At 58.7% G+C, this 15,652-nt stretch carries 16 protein-coding genes; 13 read left to right on the top strand and 3 right to left on the bottom strand.

Features of this window, described 5'->3' with window-relative positions; translation table 11 throughout:
* The first annotated feature begins 3 nt into the window (after positions 1-3).
* Genes U862_RS0100565 through U862_RS0100520 form a run of 10 tightly spaced genes read left to right on the top strand, consistent with a single transcriptional unit; the run spans position 4 to position 10,130 of the window.
* Complete coding sequence (locus U862_RS0100565) at positions 4-2,301, top strand: phage tail tape measure protein (RefSeq protein WP_025108616.1); 2,298 nt, start codon at positions 4-6, stop codon at positions 2,299-2,301.
* Entirely contained in the window at positions 2,301-2,618 is a 318-nt protein-coding gene (locus U862_RS0100560) for a DUF2590 family protein (RefSeq protein WP_025108615.1), read from the top strand. Before U862_RS0100565 ends, U862_RS0100560 begins: the two co-directional genes overlap by 1 nt.
* Positions 2,615-3,784, top strand: coding sequence for a baseplate J/gp47 family protein (locus U862_RS0100555; RefSeq protein ID WP_025108614.1), 1,170 nt, complete (start codon positions 2,615-2,617; stop codon positions 3,782-3,784). The genes U862_RS0100560 and U862_RS0100555 overlap by 4 nt, the downstream gene beginning before the upstream one ends.
* Entirely contained in the window at positions 3,781-4,305 is a 525-nt protein-coding gene (locus U862_RS0100550; RefSeq protein ID WP_025108613.1) for a phage tail protein, read from the top strand. The genes U862_RS0100555 and U862_RS0100550 overlap by 4 nt, the downstream gene beginning before the upstream one ends.
* 8 nt (positions 4,306-4,313) lie before the next feature.
* Positions 4,314-6,524 (top strand): phage tail protein, encoded by a 2,211-nt coding sequence (locus U862_RS0100545; protein WP_025108612.1) that lies wholly within the window; start codon positions 4,314-4,316, stop codon positions 6,522-6,524.
* Positions 6,521-7,021 (top strand): hypothetical protein, encoded by a 501-nt coding sequence (locus U862_RS0100540; RefSeq protein WP_025108611.1) that lies wholly within the window; start codon positions 6,521-6,523, stop codon positions 7,019-7,021. The genes U862_RS0100545 and U862_RS0100540 overlap by 4 nt, the downstream gene beginning before the upstream one ends.
* The gene (locus U862_RS0100535) at positions 7,014-7,943 is read left to right on the top strand and encodes a hypothetical protein (RefSeq protein ID WP_025108610.1); all 930 of its coding nucleotides are present in this window, start codon (positions 7,014-7,016) and stop codon (positions 7,941-7,943) included. The genes U862_RS0100540 and U862_RS0100535 overlap by 8 nt, the downstream gene beginning before the upstream one ends.
* Complete coding sequence (locus U862_RS0100530; protein ID WP_025108609.1) at positions 7,940-8,479, top strand: hypothetical protein; 540 nt, start codon at positions 7,940-7,942, stop codon at positions 8,477-8,479. Before U862_RS0100535 ends, U862_RS0100530 begins: the two co-directional genes overlap by 4 nt.
* Positions 8,476-9,174 carry a hypothetical protein gene (locus tag U862_RS0100525; protein ID WP_025108608.1) on the top strand — a complete coding sequence of 233 codons (699 nt, stop codon included), beginning with the start codon at positions 8,476-8,478 and terminating at the stop codon, positions 9,172-9,174. The genes U862_RS0100530 and U862_RS0100525 overlap by 4 nt, the downstream gene beginning before the upstream one ends.
* On the top strand, positions 9,159-10,130 hold the full coding sequence (locus tag U862_RS0100520) for a hypothetical protein (protein WP_025108607.1): 972 nt from the start codon (positions 9,159-9,161) through the stop codon (positions 10,128-10,130). Before U862_RS0100525 ends, U862_RS0100520 begins: the two co-directional genes overlap by 16 nt.
* 60 nt (positions 10,131-10,190) lie before the next feature.
* Here the strand turns inward: U862_RS0100520 and U862_RS0100515 are convergent, their stop codons facing one another.
* From U862_RS0100515 to U862_RS0100510, 3 genes are all read right to left on the bottom strand, one after another.
* Positions 10,191-11,009, bottom strand: coding sequence for a 2OG-Fe(II) oxygenase (locus tag U862_RS0100515; protein ID WP_025108606.1), 819 nt, complete (start codon positions 11,007-11,009; stop codon positions 10,191-10,193).
* A gap of 80 nt (positions 11,010-11,089) precedes the next feature.
* On the bottom strand, positions 11,090-11,386 hold the full coding sequence (locus U862_RS29305) for a hypothetical protein (RefSeq protein WP_081794828.1): 297 nt from the start codon (positions 11,384-11,386) through the stop codon (positions 11,090-11,092).
* 10 nt (positions 11,387-11,396) lie between these two features.
* Positions 11,397-11,648: a hypothetical protein gene (locus U862_RS0100510; RefSeq protein ID WP_025108605.1), complete on the bottom strand. Its 252-nt coding sequence runs from the start codon at positions 11,646-11,648 to the stop codon at positions 11,397-11,399.
* Positions 11,649-12,179: 531 nt separating this feature from the next.
* Between U862_RS0100510 and U862_RS0100505 the strand changes: the two genes are divergently transcribed.
* From U862_RS0100505 to U862_RS0100495, 3 genes are all read left to right on the top strand, one after another.
* Entirely contained in the window at positions 12,180-12,854 is a 675-nt protein-coding gene (locus tag U862_RS0100505) for a hypothetical protein (protein ID WP_025108604.1), read from the top strand.
* 222 nt (positions 12,855-13,076) lie between these two features.
* Positions 13,077-13,538 carry an Lrp/AsnC family transcriptional regulator gene (locus U862_RS0100500; RefSeq protein WP_025108603.1) on the top strand — a complete coding sequence of 154 codons (462 nt, stop codon included), beginning with the start codon at positions 13,077-13,079 and terminating at the stop codon, positions 13,536-13,538.
* 425 nt (positions 13,539-13,963) lie between these two features.
* Complete coding sequence (locus tag U862_RS0100495) at positions 13,964-15,646, top strand: NAD(P)/FAD-dependent oxidoreductase (RefSeq protein WP_025108602.1); 1,683 nt, start codon at positions 13,964-13,966, stop codon at positions 15,644-15,646.
* Positions 15,647-15,652 lie beyond the last annotated feature (6 nt).

Below are 15,652 nucleotides of genomic sequence, written 5' to 3'. Positions count from 1 at the left end.
CCGATGGCTGACCGTTCCGCTCGCCTGGCTTTCATCCTCAATCTGACCGACAAGGTCAGCGCCCCCCTGGGCAAGGTGAAAACCAGCTTTAGCGACCTTGCCGCCCAGAGTCAGCAGAACATCATTCAGATGGGTGCAGGCTTGGCCGGCATGGTGGGCGCAGGCGTGGCCATCACCGAATCCCTGGAACCGGCGCTGGAGGTCAATCGGGCACTGGGCGACATGCGCGCCCTCGGGACTGCCGAGGACGCGCTGGCGTCCCTGAACCGCACCGCCCTGGAATTCTCGATCGATTACGCGGCCAGCGCCGCCGAATTTGTCGCCTCATCACGCGTCATCGATGGAGCCATTAAGGGGCTGGTCGGCGGTCAGTTGGCCGCCATCACCAGTTCCAGCAACCTGCTGGCCAAGGTCACGAAGTCCGATGCGGAAACCACCGGCGCGTACCTGGGCACCATGTACAACTTGTTCAAGACCGAAGCCGACAAGATGGGCAAAGTCGAATGGGTCGAGCAGTTGACCGGGCAAACGGCGCTTGCGGTGAAGCTGTTCCGAACAGACGGCGCCCAGCTCAAGGACGCGTTCAAGGAAGTAGGCGCGATTGCCACTCAGGCCGGTGTGAGTGTGGCCGAGCAGATGGCGGTGATCGGTACGCTGTCCAGCACCATGGAAGGCGGTGACGCCGGCGGGCGCTACAAGGCGTTCTTTGAAAATATGGGCGCAGCTGCTGAGAAAACTGGCCTCACGTTCACCGATGCCGCTGGCAATGCGCTGCCGATGATCCAGATCCTAGACAAGCTGACCGCCAAGTATGGCGATCTGACCAGCGCCGCCGCCGGCACCAAGTTAATGGAAGCGTTCGGCGGTGAAGGTGCCCAGGTGATCGGCGCACTGGCCAAGGACACCGACCGGCTGCGCAACGGCATCAGCGAGCTGGGCCAGATCCGAGGTCTGGAGAACGCCGAAAAGATGGCCAAGGAAATGGTCGACCCTTGGCAGCAGTTTGGCAAAGCCGTCGAAGCCCTGCGCATCGCGTTCGGTCAATCGCTGATTCCGACCTTGACCCCGTTGATGGATCGTCTGGTGGGTATTGCCAGAACCTTGACCCGCTGGACGCAGCTGTTCCCGAACATAACGCGGATCATCGGCATTACAACGCTGATCGTCTTTGGCTTCATCGCCGCCATGTCGTTGCTGACCCTTGTTGTCGGGGCCAGCAAGATGGTCTGGCTGGGGATGCTTACGGTCTGGAAGCTGCTCAACTGGCAGGGCTTCAAGTCCATTGCCATGTTCCTGTTCCATACCGTTCTGGTCGCGGCCTTCGCTGCAGGTCTGGTGGTGCTTTACACCTGGATGGGCCTGGTTCGAGTTGGCATGTTGCTGTGGCAGGGCGCGATCTGGCTGGTCAACGCCGCCATGCTGGCCAACCCGGTGCTGCTGATCGTGGCCGGTATCGTTTTGTTGGTCGCTGCCGTGGTCGCGGCTGTCGTGTACTGGGACGAGCTTTGCGCGGCGCTGATGAACACCGCTGCGTTTCAGTGGATCAGCGAACAGCTGACCTCCCTGTCTGACTGGTTCGGTTCGATGGGCGGCTGGTCCGGCATGGCCAAGGCTGCGTGGGACGGCATCGTCAACATCTTTAAACAGGCCATCAATGGCTTGATTGAAATTCTGAACAAGATTCCGGGTGTGCAGATCGACGCGGCTTTTGGCGACATGCCGGTGGCGCCGGAATTGCCTTCTATCACGGCTCCGCTGGTCGACGCGCCGCTGCTGCCGCAATTGATGAGTCCGCCCCAGGCGCCGATCCAGGCGCCGCCGCTGGTGATGGCTGCAGCACCGAAGGCATCGGCACCGGTCACGCCGATGCTGAACGCAATGGCGCCCCAGGCGCAGCTGCCCCAACCCAACGTGTTGCCCTTTAAACCGTTGCAGATGCCTGCCCCTCAGATCAACCAGGCCGAGCCGATCATGCTGCCGCCGGCATCCGCTGATCTGGCGTTTTCAATGCAGCCCAAAAGCGTACTGCCGGCGCGCGTCGAGAAGGTCATCGAACTGCCCGCCAAGACGGACAAAGGCATCGAAGCTCGCAAGGCGATCAACGCCAATACGTCGATCAGCCCCACCAAACCCGAGGCCGTCCCGAAAGGAGGACTGATGCAAAGCTTCCAGAACCAGAGCAACGCCATGAACCCCAACCAGCGCCCCGGCACCCATGTCGAGACATTGAATATCAATACCTCCAAGCCTATGACCCCGCTGGAGCTGGAAAACATGATGGCCATGGCGGTGGGCGGCTGATGAGTGAGTACGTGGATCTTTTGATTATGAACAACGACCTGGTACTCGACCCAGCCCGCCAGCCACTGTTGGTGACTGATCGCGCCTCGATCGCACAGGACATCGCGCATCTGATCCGGGAAAGCGGTTTGCTGATCACGTTGGTGGCCGAGCGTGACCGGCTACGTCAACGCGACTGCATTCAGCAAATGGAGCTGCTGGTGGAAGCGGACGAACGCCTGGTGCCTGGCACTGCGCAGATCGTTCAGAGCAAGCCAGGTGTGTACCTGGTCACCGCCACGACCGTGAAATTCGGCCTACTGGAGATCACCCTGTGACCGTCGACTTCCAAAAGGCACTAAGTGATTCCGGCGTGCCAACTACTGAGGCGCAGCTCAAGCAGGCCTGGGAAAAACTGGCCGTCGAGCAAGGCAGCACGTTGAGCAACACCAGCGCTTACAGCCCGTTCTGGCGGATCATCACGGCTCTGGTCACCAAGCCGGTGTTGTGGCTGCTGGAATTCGTCAGTGGCACGGTGCTGCCGAACTTCTTCGTTAAGACTGCCGGCAAGCAGTGGCTGGACATGCTGGCCTGGGCGGTGAACATCGAGCGCAAGGCCGCCACAGTGGCGATCGGAGAACTGCTGTTTTTCCGCGCCAATACCGGCGGCGAACTGGAAGTGCCGATCGGCACTGTCGTCCAATCACCGACCCTCAACGGTCATATCTATCAGTTGGTCACAAGCGAGCCGCGCAGCTTTGAAGAGGGCCAGAGCCAACTGGTGGTGCCGGTCAAGGCTGTTGGCGCCGGAAGCGGCTATAACCTGGCGCCGGGTTATTACGCCGTGCTGCCCCAATCAGTTCCCGGCATCGTCCAGGTGGTGAACAACACCGACTGGCTGAAGACGCCCGGTGCGGATTCCGAGCATGACGACCAGTTGCGCCTGCGCGTGCGCAACCAGTTCTCAGCCGTTAACCAGTGGCATACCGATGCGGTGTACCGGGCAATCATCACCGGGTTTCCTGGGGTTGCGGCGGACGGTGTCTACTTTGAACACGGCGCACCGCGTGGGCCAGGCAGTGCCAATGCCTTCGTGCTGTTCGACGCCGGCGTGCCAGCCGATACGTTCTTGGAGCAGATCAACACGCACATCCGTGACGGCGGCAACCACGGCCACGGCGATGATCTGCTGGCGAAGGCCATGCCGGAGACGCTGCACGCGATTGGCCTCACGGTCTGGCATGTGCCCAATCTGACCGCGCTACAGCTGCAGACGCTGCAGGCTGAGATCGGGCTGTTCATCCGCGCTGCATTCCGCGAAAGCACACAGAGTGACTACGCACCGACGCGCACTTTTCCGCAGTCTCGCTTCAGCTTCAGCCGGCTGACCGAAGAACTGCACGCCCAGTTTCCAAATATCAGTTCGTTACGATTCACCAATAGCGACATCGTGTCGGCCTTGGACATCCCTCGGATCAGCACCCTGTCGGTGGTACTGCAATGATCAAGCTCAAATTGCCGTTCTGGCTCGAAGGGCTGGAACTGACCAAGCTGGTGGCCACCGCCCAGCTCTGGTGGGAACAGGCTGCCGAGTGGCTGCGCTGGCCCTACCTGCAGTTCGACGCTGACACCTGCCACCTCTCCATTCTTGAACTGTGGGCCTGGCAACGGGACGTGACGCGCTTCAACGGCGAGCCCGAGAGCCTGTTCCGCCTGCGCGTGAAGCATGCCTTTATCAACTCGGTGGACGCCGGCAGCACTGCCGGCCTGAAACGCATCCTGGTGCGCCTGGGCGTTGGCTACATCGAGATCAGCGAGCGCATGCCCGATCGTGACTGGGACGTCGTTCTGTTGACCCTTAGCGACTCGCAGCTATCCGAAAACCCTGACCTGTTGCGCGTGCTGATCCGTCAGTACGGCCGCACCTGCAGGCGCTATGACTTCGTCACCATCACCCCAGTGCAGTTGCGTATTGCCCTGGTCGAGTTCAACGACGACCAGCAAACGCTGGTTGCCAGCCTGTAGGAGCATTCATGGCTGCAAGTATCACACTGGCCGGCGAAAGCCTTATTGCCCAAAAACAGGCGGCCAGCCAACCACTCAAGATCACCAACTTTGTGCTGGCCAACGTGCCCGGGTTGAATCCCAACGGGCCAGTCAATCGCGCAGCCGGCAAACCACCTGCCGGCCAGATCGTTTACACCTGGCCGGTCACCCAAGACGGGTACGTCAACCCCAACCAGGTCGTTTACAGCCTGATGATGGGCACGGACGTCGGCGACTTCGATTGGAACTGGATCGGCCTTGAGAGCAGCGAGGGTGTTTTGCTGTCGGTCGCCTACGTGCCAGTCCAACAAAAGCGCAAAAACATTCTGCCCGAGCAGATCGGCAACAACGTCACGCGCAACTTTCTGGTGGTGTTCGACGGAGCGCAGCAACTGACGGGCATCAAGATTGATGCCAGCACCTGGCAGCACGACTTCACCGCACGCCTCAAAGGCATCGATGAGCGTCAGCGCCGCAGCAACCGCGACGTGTTTGGGCGCGCCTGTTTTTTCGGCAATGGCTTGGCACTGGAAAAGGTCGGCAGCGCGTACCAGCTCAAACCCGGGCTGGCCTATGTGGAAGGCATACGCCTGGAGCGTTCTGCCGCGCATCCGGTGGCGGTGCCGTCCGTTCCAAACAATGCCTGGCTCGATGTCGTCCTTCAGCGTGAACTGAGCGACGTGGTCGGCACTTTCCAGGTTGTGTTCGGCCCCGGTAAAACGGATTACACCGACAGTGCCGGCGGTCGCCACTATCTGGTGCCGCTGGCAGACCTGCCGACTTCGACTTCGATCACGGATCTGCGTCCGGTGGAGCCGATCGCCGGCGAGCTGATCAAGCACCTGGCTGCTCGAACCGGTGACTATCCGAACCTGCGTGCGCGGGCCACGACGAAAGCGGATGTCGGACTAGACAAAATCCCCAACGCGATTTCAGACGATGAGGCGAGCAACAGCAGTTCGGTGTTGGCCACTACCAAAATGGTCACCACCGTCCGTGCTTGGTTGTGGCTCTCCATCGACGCAATCATCAAGGGAACGTCGATTGCCGGCAAAGCAGCACAGTTGGCCACTGCACGCACCTTTCGCTTTAAAGGAGCGGCCTCCGGTAGCGCCACCTTTGACGGTTCTGCCGACGCGGATATCACCCTGACCCTGGCAGACAGTGGCGCCGCTGCCGGCACCTACACGAGAGTCGGCATCAACCAAAAAGGCCTTGTCCTGTGGGGCGATAACCCGACGACACTTGTGGGTTACGGCATCAACGATGCGTTCACCAAATCTGCCGCCAACGCTGCTTTCGTCAAACAGGGAGGTGGACTCAATCAACTCACCAACAGCGTTTATATCGGCTGGTCGAGTCGAGGCCTTGTTGCAACTGTCGACGCAACGGATCTTGGTCTGGTCTGGTGTGAATCGAACTTTAACCCGAGCAGCAAAGCGAATTGGGCAAACACCCTTGCCGGTTATGGAATCACTGACGCCTTCACAAAAACCGAAGCCAACAGCTCGTTTATCAAACAAGGCGGCGGGCCTAATCAACTAGGCAATCGACTGAATATTGGTTGGTCGGGTACTGCTATACGCATGGCAGTTGATGGCAATGACCTTGGGGTGATCTGGGGTCAGAATAACTTTGATCCGAACAGCAAGGCCAACAAGGCCACCACGCTTGGCGGTTATGGCATCACCGATTGTTACACCGCCGGACAAGTGAACTCGTATCTTGACGCTCGCGTAGTAGGCGATTCGCTGACCTATGCCGGGTTTGCCAGTGACAACCCAGAGTACCCCTATTTCCGACGCCGGACTGACGGCGCGATTCACTACCTGCAGCGGCGACTGGGCTTCACGCCCGTGCAGCAGGGCAGTGGTTACAGACAAGGTTCCAGCACCATTCGGCTGGGCTGGTCTACCGACAGCGCAGGGATTCGTGCTCAGGTCGATTCCACCGACATGGGAATTCTTTGGAACGAAAGCAATTTCTATCGCCCCGACTCCAACAATTTTCTGGCTGTGCAGTTGACTGGCACCTCTGTGCAGCTTCCGCCTGGCGGCACCTGGTGCTACTCGCTGATGCACTACTACTCAGCCGGCCAAGGTGTTGTGGGTAAGAGCGGACAGGCTGCAGGAGGCACCGTGATTTCTTTCACTGGCGGCGCAACTATTTACGGTTTTGCGTGGAGATACGCACCTTGAACGAACAATTGGAAAACCCACCAGCAGCCATTCCTGCGCACGAAAACGAATCAGTGATTGAAGATCCGTCTGCAGTGGTTGCACTGTTCAGCGAAGTGGCCGTCAAGAAAGACGGTTCCTATGTTGTGACCGTAGCAGGCAATCGTTGCCACGTTACTCACGATTACAACGCGCCGCTTTTCGAGGCGGTCGGCGAGTACCTAGGCAACGGAGGGGACTTTGTGGACTACGCCGAGGACATCGTTGTCGAGTCGGATCCGGCTGTTTTGGCCAGGCTGTGGATCGATACGAAGCTCAAGGCATCCGAGAACGTCGTTTCTGAATACCGGGATGCCCGCGACCTTGGCCAAGCCCTTCCGATCACGTCGGAGCGGTTCGCAGAGCTGCTGCAGTGGCGCCGAGCCGTGCGTGAGTGGCCGCAAGTCGATGGCTATCCAATGGAGTCGACCCGGCCTGACATGCCGGTCTGGATTGGCGCGGTGCTTTCTGATGAATGACTGGGCACCAATCAAACTGCGCTGGCCAGCGCAAGCCACGCAATGGATGGACCAGATGGACGGCGCCCGTAATCTAATTCAGAGCGAAATGCTTAGTACGGGAGAGCGAGTCGCGAAACTGGCCAACATCGCGACCACCAGCCCGGGGCCGATCGGCGGCGCAGCACAAGCGGCGATCAGCGCCGGTCGCACAGCATTGGCCGACCAGTTCGAGAATGTGCCGGCCTGCATCGTCGTGACGCCGTTCCAGCACGGGGTTGGCCAGGGCAGCGGTGGTCACCAGCGTTTTCTGTCCGCGCCGAACCTGCTGCAGTTGCTGGCAGACAAGCTGACCGACACCACCGACGCTGTCCGCCCTGAAGGTCAGCAAAGCGCCTTGGTACTGATCTTCCTCGCCACGCGTCTGGATCAGCTTGCGGCGACGTTGGGACGGTTCAACGTTGTGCTGCCTATGCCAGACCTCGTGCGCGCCGAACGTCGTGCTGAACACCTGGCCAGGCTTGAGGTGGAAAAGTGGGTCATGCCGATCGCGGGACAGATGCCGCTCTGGAGTCAGCTGCCGTTGCAACGCTGCCCGATCACCAAGCTGGCCAGCCAATCCATGGCGGGCCAGCTGGCGATGCTCGAAGGGTATGCCGCCGACAGCTCACCGATGGTCGACCTTGCCAACCTGCAGATTCGGAAAAAAGCGCAGGCCCAGGAGCGCGATCAACAGTTGGCCGATCTCAAGGCCCAGTTCACCAACAGCGCAGACGACGTATCGATACAGTCCCGGATGTTGGGACCAGGTGACGCTGGTCAGCTACGCCGCGAGCTACTTGAAGGCGAAGCGCCGGGGCATGAGTGGCCGCTGTGCGCCGGTGCACTTCTGGTCGGATCGGCGGAAAGCCTGACCTTTGTCCGGGAGCTGGTGGGCCTATGACATTGCTACTCAATGGCGAGCAGATTATCGGTCATCGCATGAAGCTGACGGCCAATCTCAAGATCGAGGCCGACGATCTGGGTGGCCAGACGTCGGGCACCGACAAGTCGCACAAGGGATTTAAGCCCAAGACACTGACCGTAGCGCTGACGATCCCATACAAGTCGCTCGACAACCTGCGCACGATCATGCGACTGGCCGAGGCGACTGCAGGCGGTGGCCAACTCCAGACCTACCGGATCGTCAACGATACGGCCAAGGCCTTTGGCATCCGGCAGGTGACGTTCTCCGATGGGGTCAGCGCCCGGGAAGACGACACCCTGGCCCAGTGGATCGTCCAGTTCACCCTGAGCGAAAAGCTGTCCAATCCAGAGAAGGTCGAGAACCGTCGCGCCGGCAACGGGGTGACGACTCAGTCAGCGCCTGGCGATGGCGTGGCTGGTAGCGGATCGGGGGCGTCGGGTGCACCCGAAGAGTTGACCGGCTTTGAAGCGGTGCTCAAGAAGGTGGACACCTATCTGGGCGGTGCGGCATGAGCATGAAACTGCATAAGGTGCTGACAATCGGCGGCGTTGACTTACCGCTGGTCAACGACGATGTCCGTCTGGATCTCAAGAGTCCGGGCCGCGCCACGTTCACGATCAAGGCGGGCGTTCCCGTTAAAGGTTTGGTCACGTTCGATATCGGCTACAACGAAGCGGTGCTGCAGCGTCATTTCATTGGCTACGTCGAGCGTTGCACTGCCACGAACGGCATCGAGCAAGTTTTGCTGTGTCGCGAATTAGCCGCGGTTCTGGCCAACCCGTTGCCTATGAACCTGCGTCATGTAGATCTGCGTGCGGTGCTGGCCGACATCGGCAGCAAGACCGGCCTGCGCTTTCGGGTTCCGGATCAGGCCTATACCCGGGTCAAAACACCGTTTTTCTACAACCTGGCCGCTGGTTACCAGGCGATGGACAGCATGGCACGGGTGTTCGGGGTCAAAGATTTTATCTGGCAGCAACAGGGTGACGGCGAGATCTACGTGGGCGCCTGGGCTGACAGCTTCTTCGGCGCTCGATCGCCGCTACAACTGCCAGTTAACCTTTTCGATGGTTACCAAGGCAGCCAGAGCGCAATGATCGCCGCGTTGCCAGGCCTGCGACCAGGCGTATCAATCAACGAGGGCGAACGGATCACGAACGTGACGTTGGCCGGCACACAGATGGCCATCAAATGGACGACGCAATAAAGCGCAGCGTAGAACGCCAATTTCCTGAACTCACCGGCGGCTATCACTTGCCGCGATTCGCCAAGGTCGTGGCTGTGGCCGACGCACCGGCCAATGCTGGGCTGTGTGATGACTTCCGACCGCGTTTCTCAGTTGACCTGCAGGTGATGGGGCCGGACGGCGAAATCGATACGACACTCCCGGTGTTGTCCGGCGTTCCGCTACCCATGCCAGTGGGTGGTGACGAGATGGGTTTTTTCGCCTTTCCGGAGGAAGGCACCAGCGTGGTTGTGTGCTTCGCCTATGGCCTGCCACACAAACCCTACATTCAAACCATCCTGCCGCACGGCCTGACTTTGCCAAAAGTACCCAAGGGCGACCAGGTTTGGCAGCACAGTGACGCTGTGCAACAACGCGTCGACGCAGGTGGTAACTGGTTGCGGAAGACTGACGGCAAGATTCAGGACCTGGCGATCGAGCGCGAAGTGGAGGCCATGGACAACACCGAGCGCTTCCAGATTCACACCAGTACGGTAGACGACCATTCGACCGAGACGGTAGGCGGTGTGAAAAAGATCGAAGCTTTGGGTGCGCTCAAGCTGCTGTCGGGCGGATCCGCAAGCCTGGCGGCCGTGGACGATTTGCACCTGGCCACCGGTCGTGACCTCAACCTGGTGGTGGCGCAGAAGCACAACGCCACGGTGGGTGGCGACATGCAGGAGAGGATCCAAGGATTGCGCAAAAGCGTGGCTGGGATCAGCCAGCATATGCAGGCACCTAAGACCTGGTTGGGGTCGCAATCGGTGAACGTGCTCCAGGTGCTATGCGATCTGATCGATCTGGTGGATCAGATGAACACTCAGATCGCCAGTCACGTCCACGCGTCGAGCCCACCGCCGAACAACGCTGCAGCATTTACAGCAGGTTCCACCAGCGCCAAACAGCAAGCATTGAAACTGAAACCGATCACGCTTTGACTCAGGAAGTGAAAAGCCCGCGAATAGGCGGGCTTTTTGCGTGTGGGTGAACTGCCCGGGTTACTCCTGGGCTTTGTTGACCAGTTTTTTACCCCGGCCAACGCGCAAAACTTTCGACACTGTATTGCGCAGCTGATTGTCCACAATGCCCAGCAAACGCCGGCCTGGTTCTTCGGGGCGCCCGCTGAATGACGTCACATGAAAGTACTCATGGTCGTCTGGGGAGGTTCCCGAAAAGTAGTAGTTGGATACGCAGCAGCGCGGCGTTTCAGCGCGAACCCCGCTCACGGAATGCCATGAGTATTTATTCGTATCCATCACCACCAGCCGGTTGAACTGGGAAACGATGGTTTTCTGTTTCTTGACCTTCGAATCCCACAGCTCAAAATTACCGCCGTTTTCAAGTGCCCAATTCGGCGACACGTAGTAGAGCAGGTTCAGGCGGCGATACAGATTGCGTGCGCCGTCGTGGCTATTGTCGATATGCGGGTTTAGGAAGTCGTCTTTAAACATCATCGACAGGCCACCAGCGTAAAGGCTCGGGTCTGGCACGATGTCTTCCATTCCAACCAGGTGCGCTACTTTGGCTACGACCGACTCGTGCTGCATCGCGTAAGTGATGGCGCTGAGGATCTGTGGATAGTCCGCCAGATCCGTGAGTGTTTTTTTCTTTTCACGGAACGATTGGCGGTCGAAAAACCCGTCTGCATTGCGTGGAAACGCATCGTAGATGTTCTGCGCCATCTCGGCTGTGAGTAGGCTGTCTACGACGAAGTGGCGCGTGTGGGTGCCCTCGGGGTTATTCCATTGCTGTTGAATATCGGCGCTGAGCTCGTCAAGTCGGTTGACGATCAGCGCTGCGATTTGGGTGACTTCCATTTGAGATCCTTGGCCTTGTGGCATTTTGCGGCAAGCATTCTCCCCGAAACGAATTGCTGTATCAAAGTTGAAACATCTCGTTACCCCTCACGACACCACCAAGATTGTGCATAGGCGCAGCCATCGATGTACTCGATGCCGCTCAGAACAAACCCAGTCACTGCCATCCCTGCAAGGGTGGCATCGAGCAAAGGTGGCAAAGGGTCAGGATCGAGCGGCATTCCCACGTCAACGCGGGCCATGTTGGTGGCCCGGCCCAGTTGTGCACAGACTGTTGAGTTCACCATTACATTGCCTCGAATCGCCGGGTAACGACGCCGCTCTTTGGCATCGAGCGCAACACCGCGCAACCGCATAGGTGTGACAAGTACACGCATGAATTGCCCCTTATTCGTCGGTTTTGATGTCGAGAAGTGATTCCACAGCGTAAGCCAGTGCCGCGTCCGCGAACTCCAGTAAGTCGCTGAGAACATCTGCATCGATCAACTGGTCCTGGTGCAAGGCTCTGGCTTGCCTGAGCAGCGCCTTGTGGTGCGCTCCAGGCATAGCCAGCAGTGCAACTTCATCGCGAAGCATTGTTTGCCAACTTGCCAACGCCGAAAACTTCGTCGCTTCCATTTCACCGTAATCGCTGTTCATTGCGTCACACCTGCATAATCAAATTTACTGTATGCATGAACAGTGTATCGGTTAGGTTTCTGACCCGCACCAGAAGGCCGACTGATGGCAGGCAGGCGAGCGATTGGAAAAATCCGTTGGCAAGAAAAAACCTCACGGAAAAGCACTTATCCCCCTCCCGCCGACGGGCCTTGTGTCCTTTTTTTGTGCAATACCGAAGGTGATGCAAACGGGCTTGCAGCATAAGCCGGGTATACGCTTTGGTAGGCTCACCGCCTTTTCATCCTGTGCAACGATTTGTAGGAAAATGCAGCGCCATGACTCGACGGGGTGCAAAATGATCAGCAGACGCGCGCTATGCGCGGTGCTGGTTTCATTGAGCAAAAACCTTGAAAACCATAATTTTCAGGGTTTTTTCAAAAACGATGAGATTGCGTGAAGACAAAGTTGGGCGATTGCGGATCCGGATTGAACGTCCTCAAAGCCACGAACGACAAGGGCTGCACTCAATTCTTTGAATTTCACAAAACTGAATAAAAAGGATCTGGGTCTATGGATAACATTGCGCCGGCACTGATTGCGTTCACTTCGGCTGTTCTGGTGGGATTTTTTGGGCATTTCACCGTTGAGGATTACCGTAGATTCAGAGACAGCAAGGCTATAGCAGCGGCATTGGCTGGTGAACTCGGTTCAATAATATCGTCGCTACTGATTCTGCGATCCGGACTGAACGGAATGAAAGCATCCCTGGATGAGGGGCAGCCAATGCAATTGGCTGAAATGCCCGATCAGTCCAGCCCAATTTTCGAGGCAAATGCCGAAAAAATCGGTTTGTTGGGGGTCGCTCTAGCTGGCGACGTAGCGTTCATCTATGACCGTATAAGAGCTTTCCGAACGTCGTTCCAGATGCTTTCTAAACATCACACGACGCGTCCTCTCCTCTGGAGCAGCCTGCTGGTGGGAAGCTGCACGCAGCTCATCGTAGACAACGAGTCGAAGGCAGAGAACCTTGTAAAAGACCTGAAAATACACGCTGACGTCAGCTACGCAACGTCAAACCCTTTAAGGGTGATGATGCTCTCAGGCACAACACTGCTGAGTTTGATCAGTGTGGCTGCGGCAGCGTTCTACTTGCTAAATGGGACAGCGTCTGTCCGTCCAACGCCCGTCCAATTCACGCAGTTTTGTATTCAGCACATATACACAGACACATCCTGGAACCATTGAAACTGCTGGTTCCACCCAATAGAATGGGTAATCTAACTCGGGCTCATAATCCTTTGGTCCACGGTTCAAGTCCGTGTGGGCCCACCAAATTCGAAAGCCGCGCAAATGCGCGGCTTTTTCGTTTCTGCGTTTCATCCCGACTACGATAAGGGGCTTCCATATCCAGCCGGCTGACGCTGTAACATGCTCGCCCAAAGACCCGCGCCCCATGGAGCCCCGCCCTTGCCAGACATCCGCCCGCCCGTGCTCGATGAAATCGACCGCCAGTTGATCGCCGCCCTGCAAATCAACGCCCGCGAGAGCGTGGCAATGCTCGCCCGGCAGTTGGGCATTGCGCGCACCACTGTCACGTCGCGGCTGGCGCGACTGGAAAAGGCCAAGGTGATCACCGGCTATGGCGTGCGGCTGGGGCAGCGGGTGGTCGATGGCGGGTTGCAGGCGTATGTCGGGATCAAGGTGCAGCCGCGCTCCGGCAAGGAAGTGCTGCGCCGTTTGAGTGCGATGGCGCAGGTCCAGCAGTTGTGTGCGGTGAGTGGCGAATTTGATTACGTGGCGTGGTTGCGCACCGACTCGCCGGAACAGCTGGATCAGTTGCTGGATCAGATTGGCGGGGTGGATGGGGTGGAGAAGACCACTACTTCGATTATTTTGAGTAGCAAGATTGATCGCGGGCAGCCGGTTTGAATGTTAGTCGTGGCATTTCGGTTGGCGGATAGGGCCTCTTCGCGAGCAAGCCCGCTCCCACTTTTGACCAGGTCGTGCACAGAATCTTCGCCAGCTACAAATCCATTGTGGGAGCGGGCTTGCTCGCGAAGGCGGTGGATCAGTCACTGTTGATGGCGACTGACGAGACGCTTTCGCGAGCAAGCCCGCTCCCACTTTTGACCGGATCACGCACAGAATCTGCGCCAGCTACAAATCCACTGTGGGAGCAGGCTCGCGCCTACATTTTGGTCGGTGTGCAGTCATCAATCGTCATATTGATCAGTTAATTGGCAAAACGACGACACTTTGCGTCTTATTAACGTGTTCTACGCTCCCTAGAATGGCTGGCATCTTTTCCTATACTCAGACGCGCATTCGGCGTCGGGTCGCCAGCAAGGTCAGCCATGAACAAGAACAATCGCCATCCTGCAGACGGTAAGAAACCAGTCACCATTTTCGGTCCGGACTTTCCTTTCGCTTTCGACGACTGGATCGAACACCCGGCCGGTCTCGGCAGCATCCCTGAACACCATCACGGCGCTGAAGTGGCGATTGTCGGCGCCGGTATCGCTGGCTTGGTGGCCGCGTACGAACTGATGAAGCTCGGCCTGAAACCGGTGGTTTACGAGGCGTCGAAGCTCGGCGGGCGTCTGCGTTCGCAAGCATTCAACGGCACTGACGGGATCGTCGCGGAACTGGGCGGCATGCGTTTCCCGGTGTCCTCCACCGCGTTCTACCACTACGTCGACAAGCTCGGCCTCGAGACCAAACCCTTCCCGAACCCGCTGACGCCGGCCTCCGGCAGCACCGTGATCGACCTGGAAGGCAAAACCCATTACGCACAAAGCCTGAAGGATCTTCCTGCACTGTTCCAGGAAGTGGCTGACGCCTGGGCGGATGCGCTGGAGGCCGGCTCGCAGTTCGCCGATATCCAGCAAGCAATCCGCGACCGCGATGTGCCACGCCTCAAGGCACTATGGAACAAGCTCGTGCCGCTGTGGGATGACCGCACGTTCTACGACTTCGTTGCCACGTCCGAGGCCTTTGCCAAGCTGTCGTTCCATCACCGCGAAGTGTTTGGTCAGGTCGGTTTCGGCACCGGCGGCTGGGACTCGGACTTCCCCAACTCGATGCTGGAAATCTTCCGCGTGGTGATGACCAACTGCGACGATCACCAGCACTTGGTAGTCGGCGGTGTGGAACAAGTGCCGCAAGGCATCTGGCGGCATGTGCCGGAGCGCTGCGTGCACTGGCCTGAAGGCACCAGCCTGAAATCCCTGCACCGGGGCGCACCGCGTTCCGGCGTGAAGAAAATCGCCCACGCGCCGGACGGCCGTTTCGCCGTCACCGACAACAACGGCGACACTCGCGAATACGCCGCTGTGCTGACTACCTGCCAGAGCTGGCTGCTGACCACCCAGATCGAATGCGATGAAACCCTGTTCTCGCAGAAGATGTGGATGGCGCTGGACCGCACCCGCTACATGCAGTCGTCGAAAACCTTCGTGATGGTCGACCGACCGTTCTGGAAGGACAAGGACCCGGAAACCGGCCGCGACCTGATGAGCATGACCCTCACCGATCGCCTGACCCGTGGCACCTATCTGTTCGATAACGGCGACGACAAGCCGGGCGTGATCTGCCTGTCGTACTCGTGGATGAGCGACGCGCTGAAGATGCTGCCGCACCCGGTGGAAAAACGCGTAGAGCTGGCGTTGAATGCGCTGAAGAAAATCTACCCGAAAGTCGACATCGCCGCACGGATCATTGGCGATCCGATCACCGTGTCGTGGGAAGCCGACCCGTACTTCCTCGGGGCGTTCAAGGGTGCCCTGCCCGGTCACTATCGCTACAACCAGCGCATGTACGCGCACTTCATGCAGGACGACATGCCAGCCGAGCAGCGCGGGATTTTCATCGCCGGTGACGACGTGTCGTGGACGCCGGCGTGGGTCGAAGGCGCGGTGCAGACCTCGCTCAACGCGGTGTGGGGCATCATGAAGCACTTCGGCGGGTCGACACATAAAGCGAACCCGGGCCCGGGTGATGTGTTCAAAGACATCGGCCCTATCGCCCTGCCCGAGTAAGAGGAA

Origin of the sequence: Pseudomonas sp. H1h (genome assembly GCF_000633255.1) — a bacterium.
Classification (GTDB): domain Bacteria; phylum Pseudomonadota; class Gammaproteobacteria; order Pseudomonadales; family Pseudomonadaceae; genus Aquipseudomonas.
The sequence above is the reverse complement of the archived record's forward strand: the minus strand, read 5'-3'. Positions and strand labels throughout refer to the sequence as shown.

Bases quoted from the DNA above. Each gene is read 5' to 3' on its own strand.
- U862_RS0100565 (WP_025108616.1), top strand. From the start codon at position 4: ATGGCTGACCGTTCCGCTCGCCTGGCTTTCATCCTCAATCTGACCGAC.
- U862_RS0100560 (WP_025108615.1), top strand. From the start codon at position 2,301: ATGAGTGAGTACGTGGATCTTTTGATTATGAACAACGACCTGGTACTC.
- U862_RS0100550 (WP_025108613.1), top strand. From the start codon at position 3,781: ATGATCAAGCTCAAATTGCCGTTCTGGCTCGAAGGGCTGGAACTGACC.
- U862_RS0100545 (WP_025108612.1), top strand. From the start codon at position 4,314: ATGGCTGCAAGTATCACACTGGCCGGCGAAAGCCTTATTGCCCAAAAA.
- U862_RS0100535 (WP_025108610.1), top strand. From the start codon at position 7,014: ATGAATGACTGGGCACCAATCAAACTGCGCTGGCCAGCGCAAGCCACG.
- U862_RS0100530 (WP_025108609.1), top strand. From the start codon at position 7,940: ATGACATTGCTACTCAATGGCGAGCAGATTATCGGTCATCGCATGAAG.
- U862_RS0100525 (WP_025108608.1), top strand. From the start codon at position 8,476: ATGAGCATGAAACTGCATAAGGTGCTGACAATCGGCGGCGTTGACTTA.
- U862_RS0100520 (WP_025108607.1), top strand. From the start codon at position 9,159: ATGGACGACGCAATAAAGCGCAGCGTAGAACGCCAATTTCCTGAACTC.
- U862_RS0100515 (WP_025108606.1), bottom strand. From the start codon at position 11,009: ATGGAAGTCACCCAAATCGCAGCGCTGATCGTCAACCGACTTGACGAG.
- U862_RS29305 (WP_081794828.1), bottom strand. From the start codon at position 11,386: ATGCGTGTACTTGTCACACCTATGCGGTTGCGCGGTGTTGCGCTCGAT.
- U862_RS0100510 (WP_025108605.1), bottom strand. From the start codon at position 11,648: ATGAACAGCGATTACGGTGAAATGGAAGCGACGAAGTTTTCGGCGTTG.
- U862_RS0100505 (WP_025108604.1), top strand. From the start codon at position 12,180: ATGGATAACATTGCGCCGGCACTGATTGCGTTCACTTCGGCTGTTCTG.
- U862_RS0100495 (WP_025108602.1), top strand. From the start codon at position 13,964: ATGAACAAGAACAATCGCCATCCTGCAGACGGTAAGAAACCAGTCACC.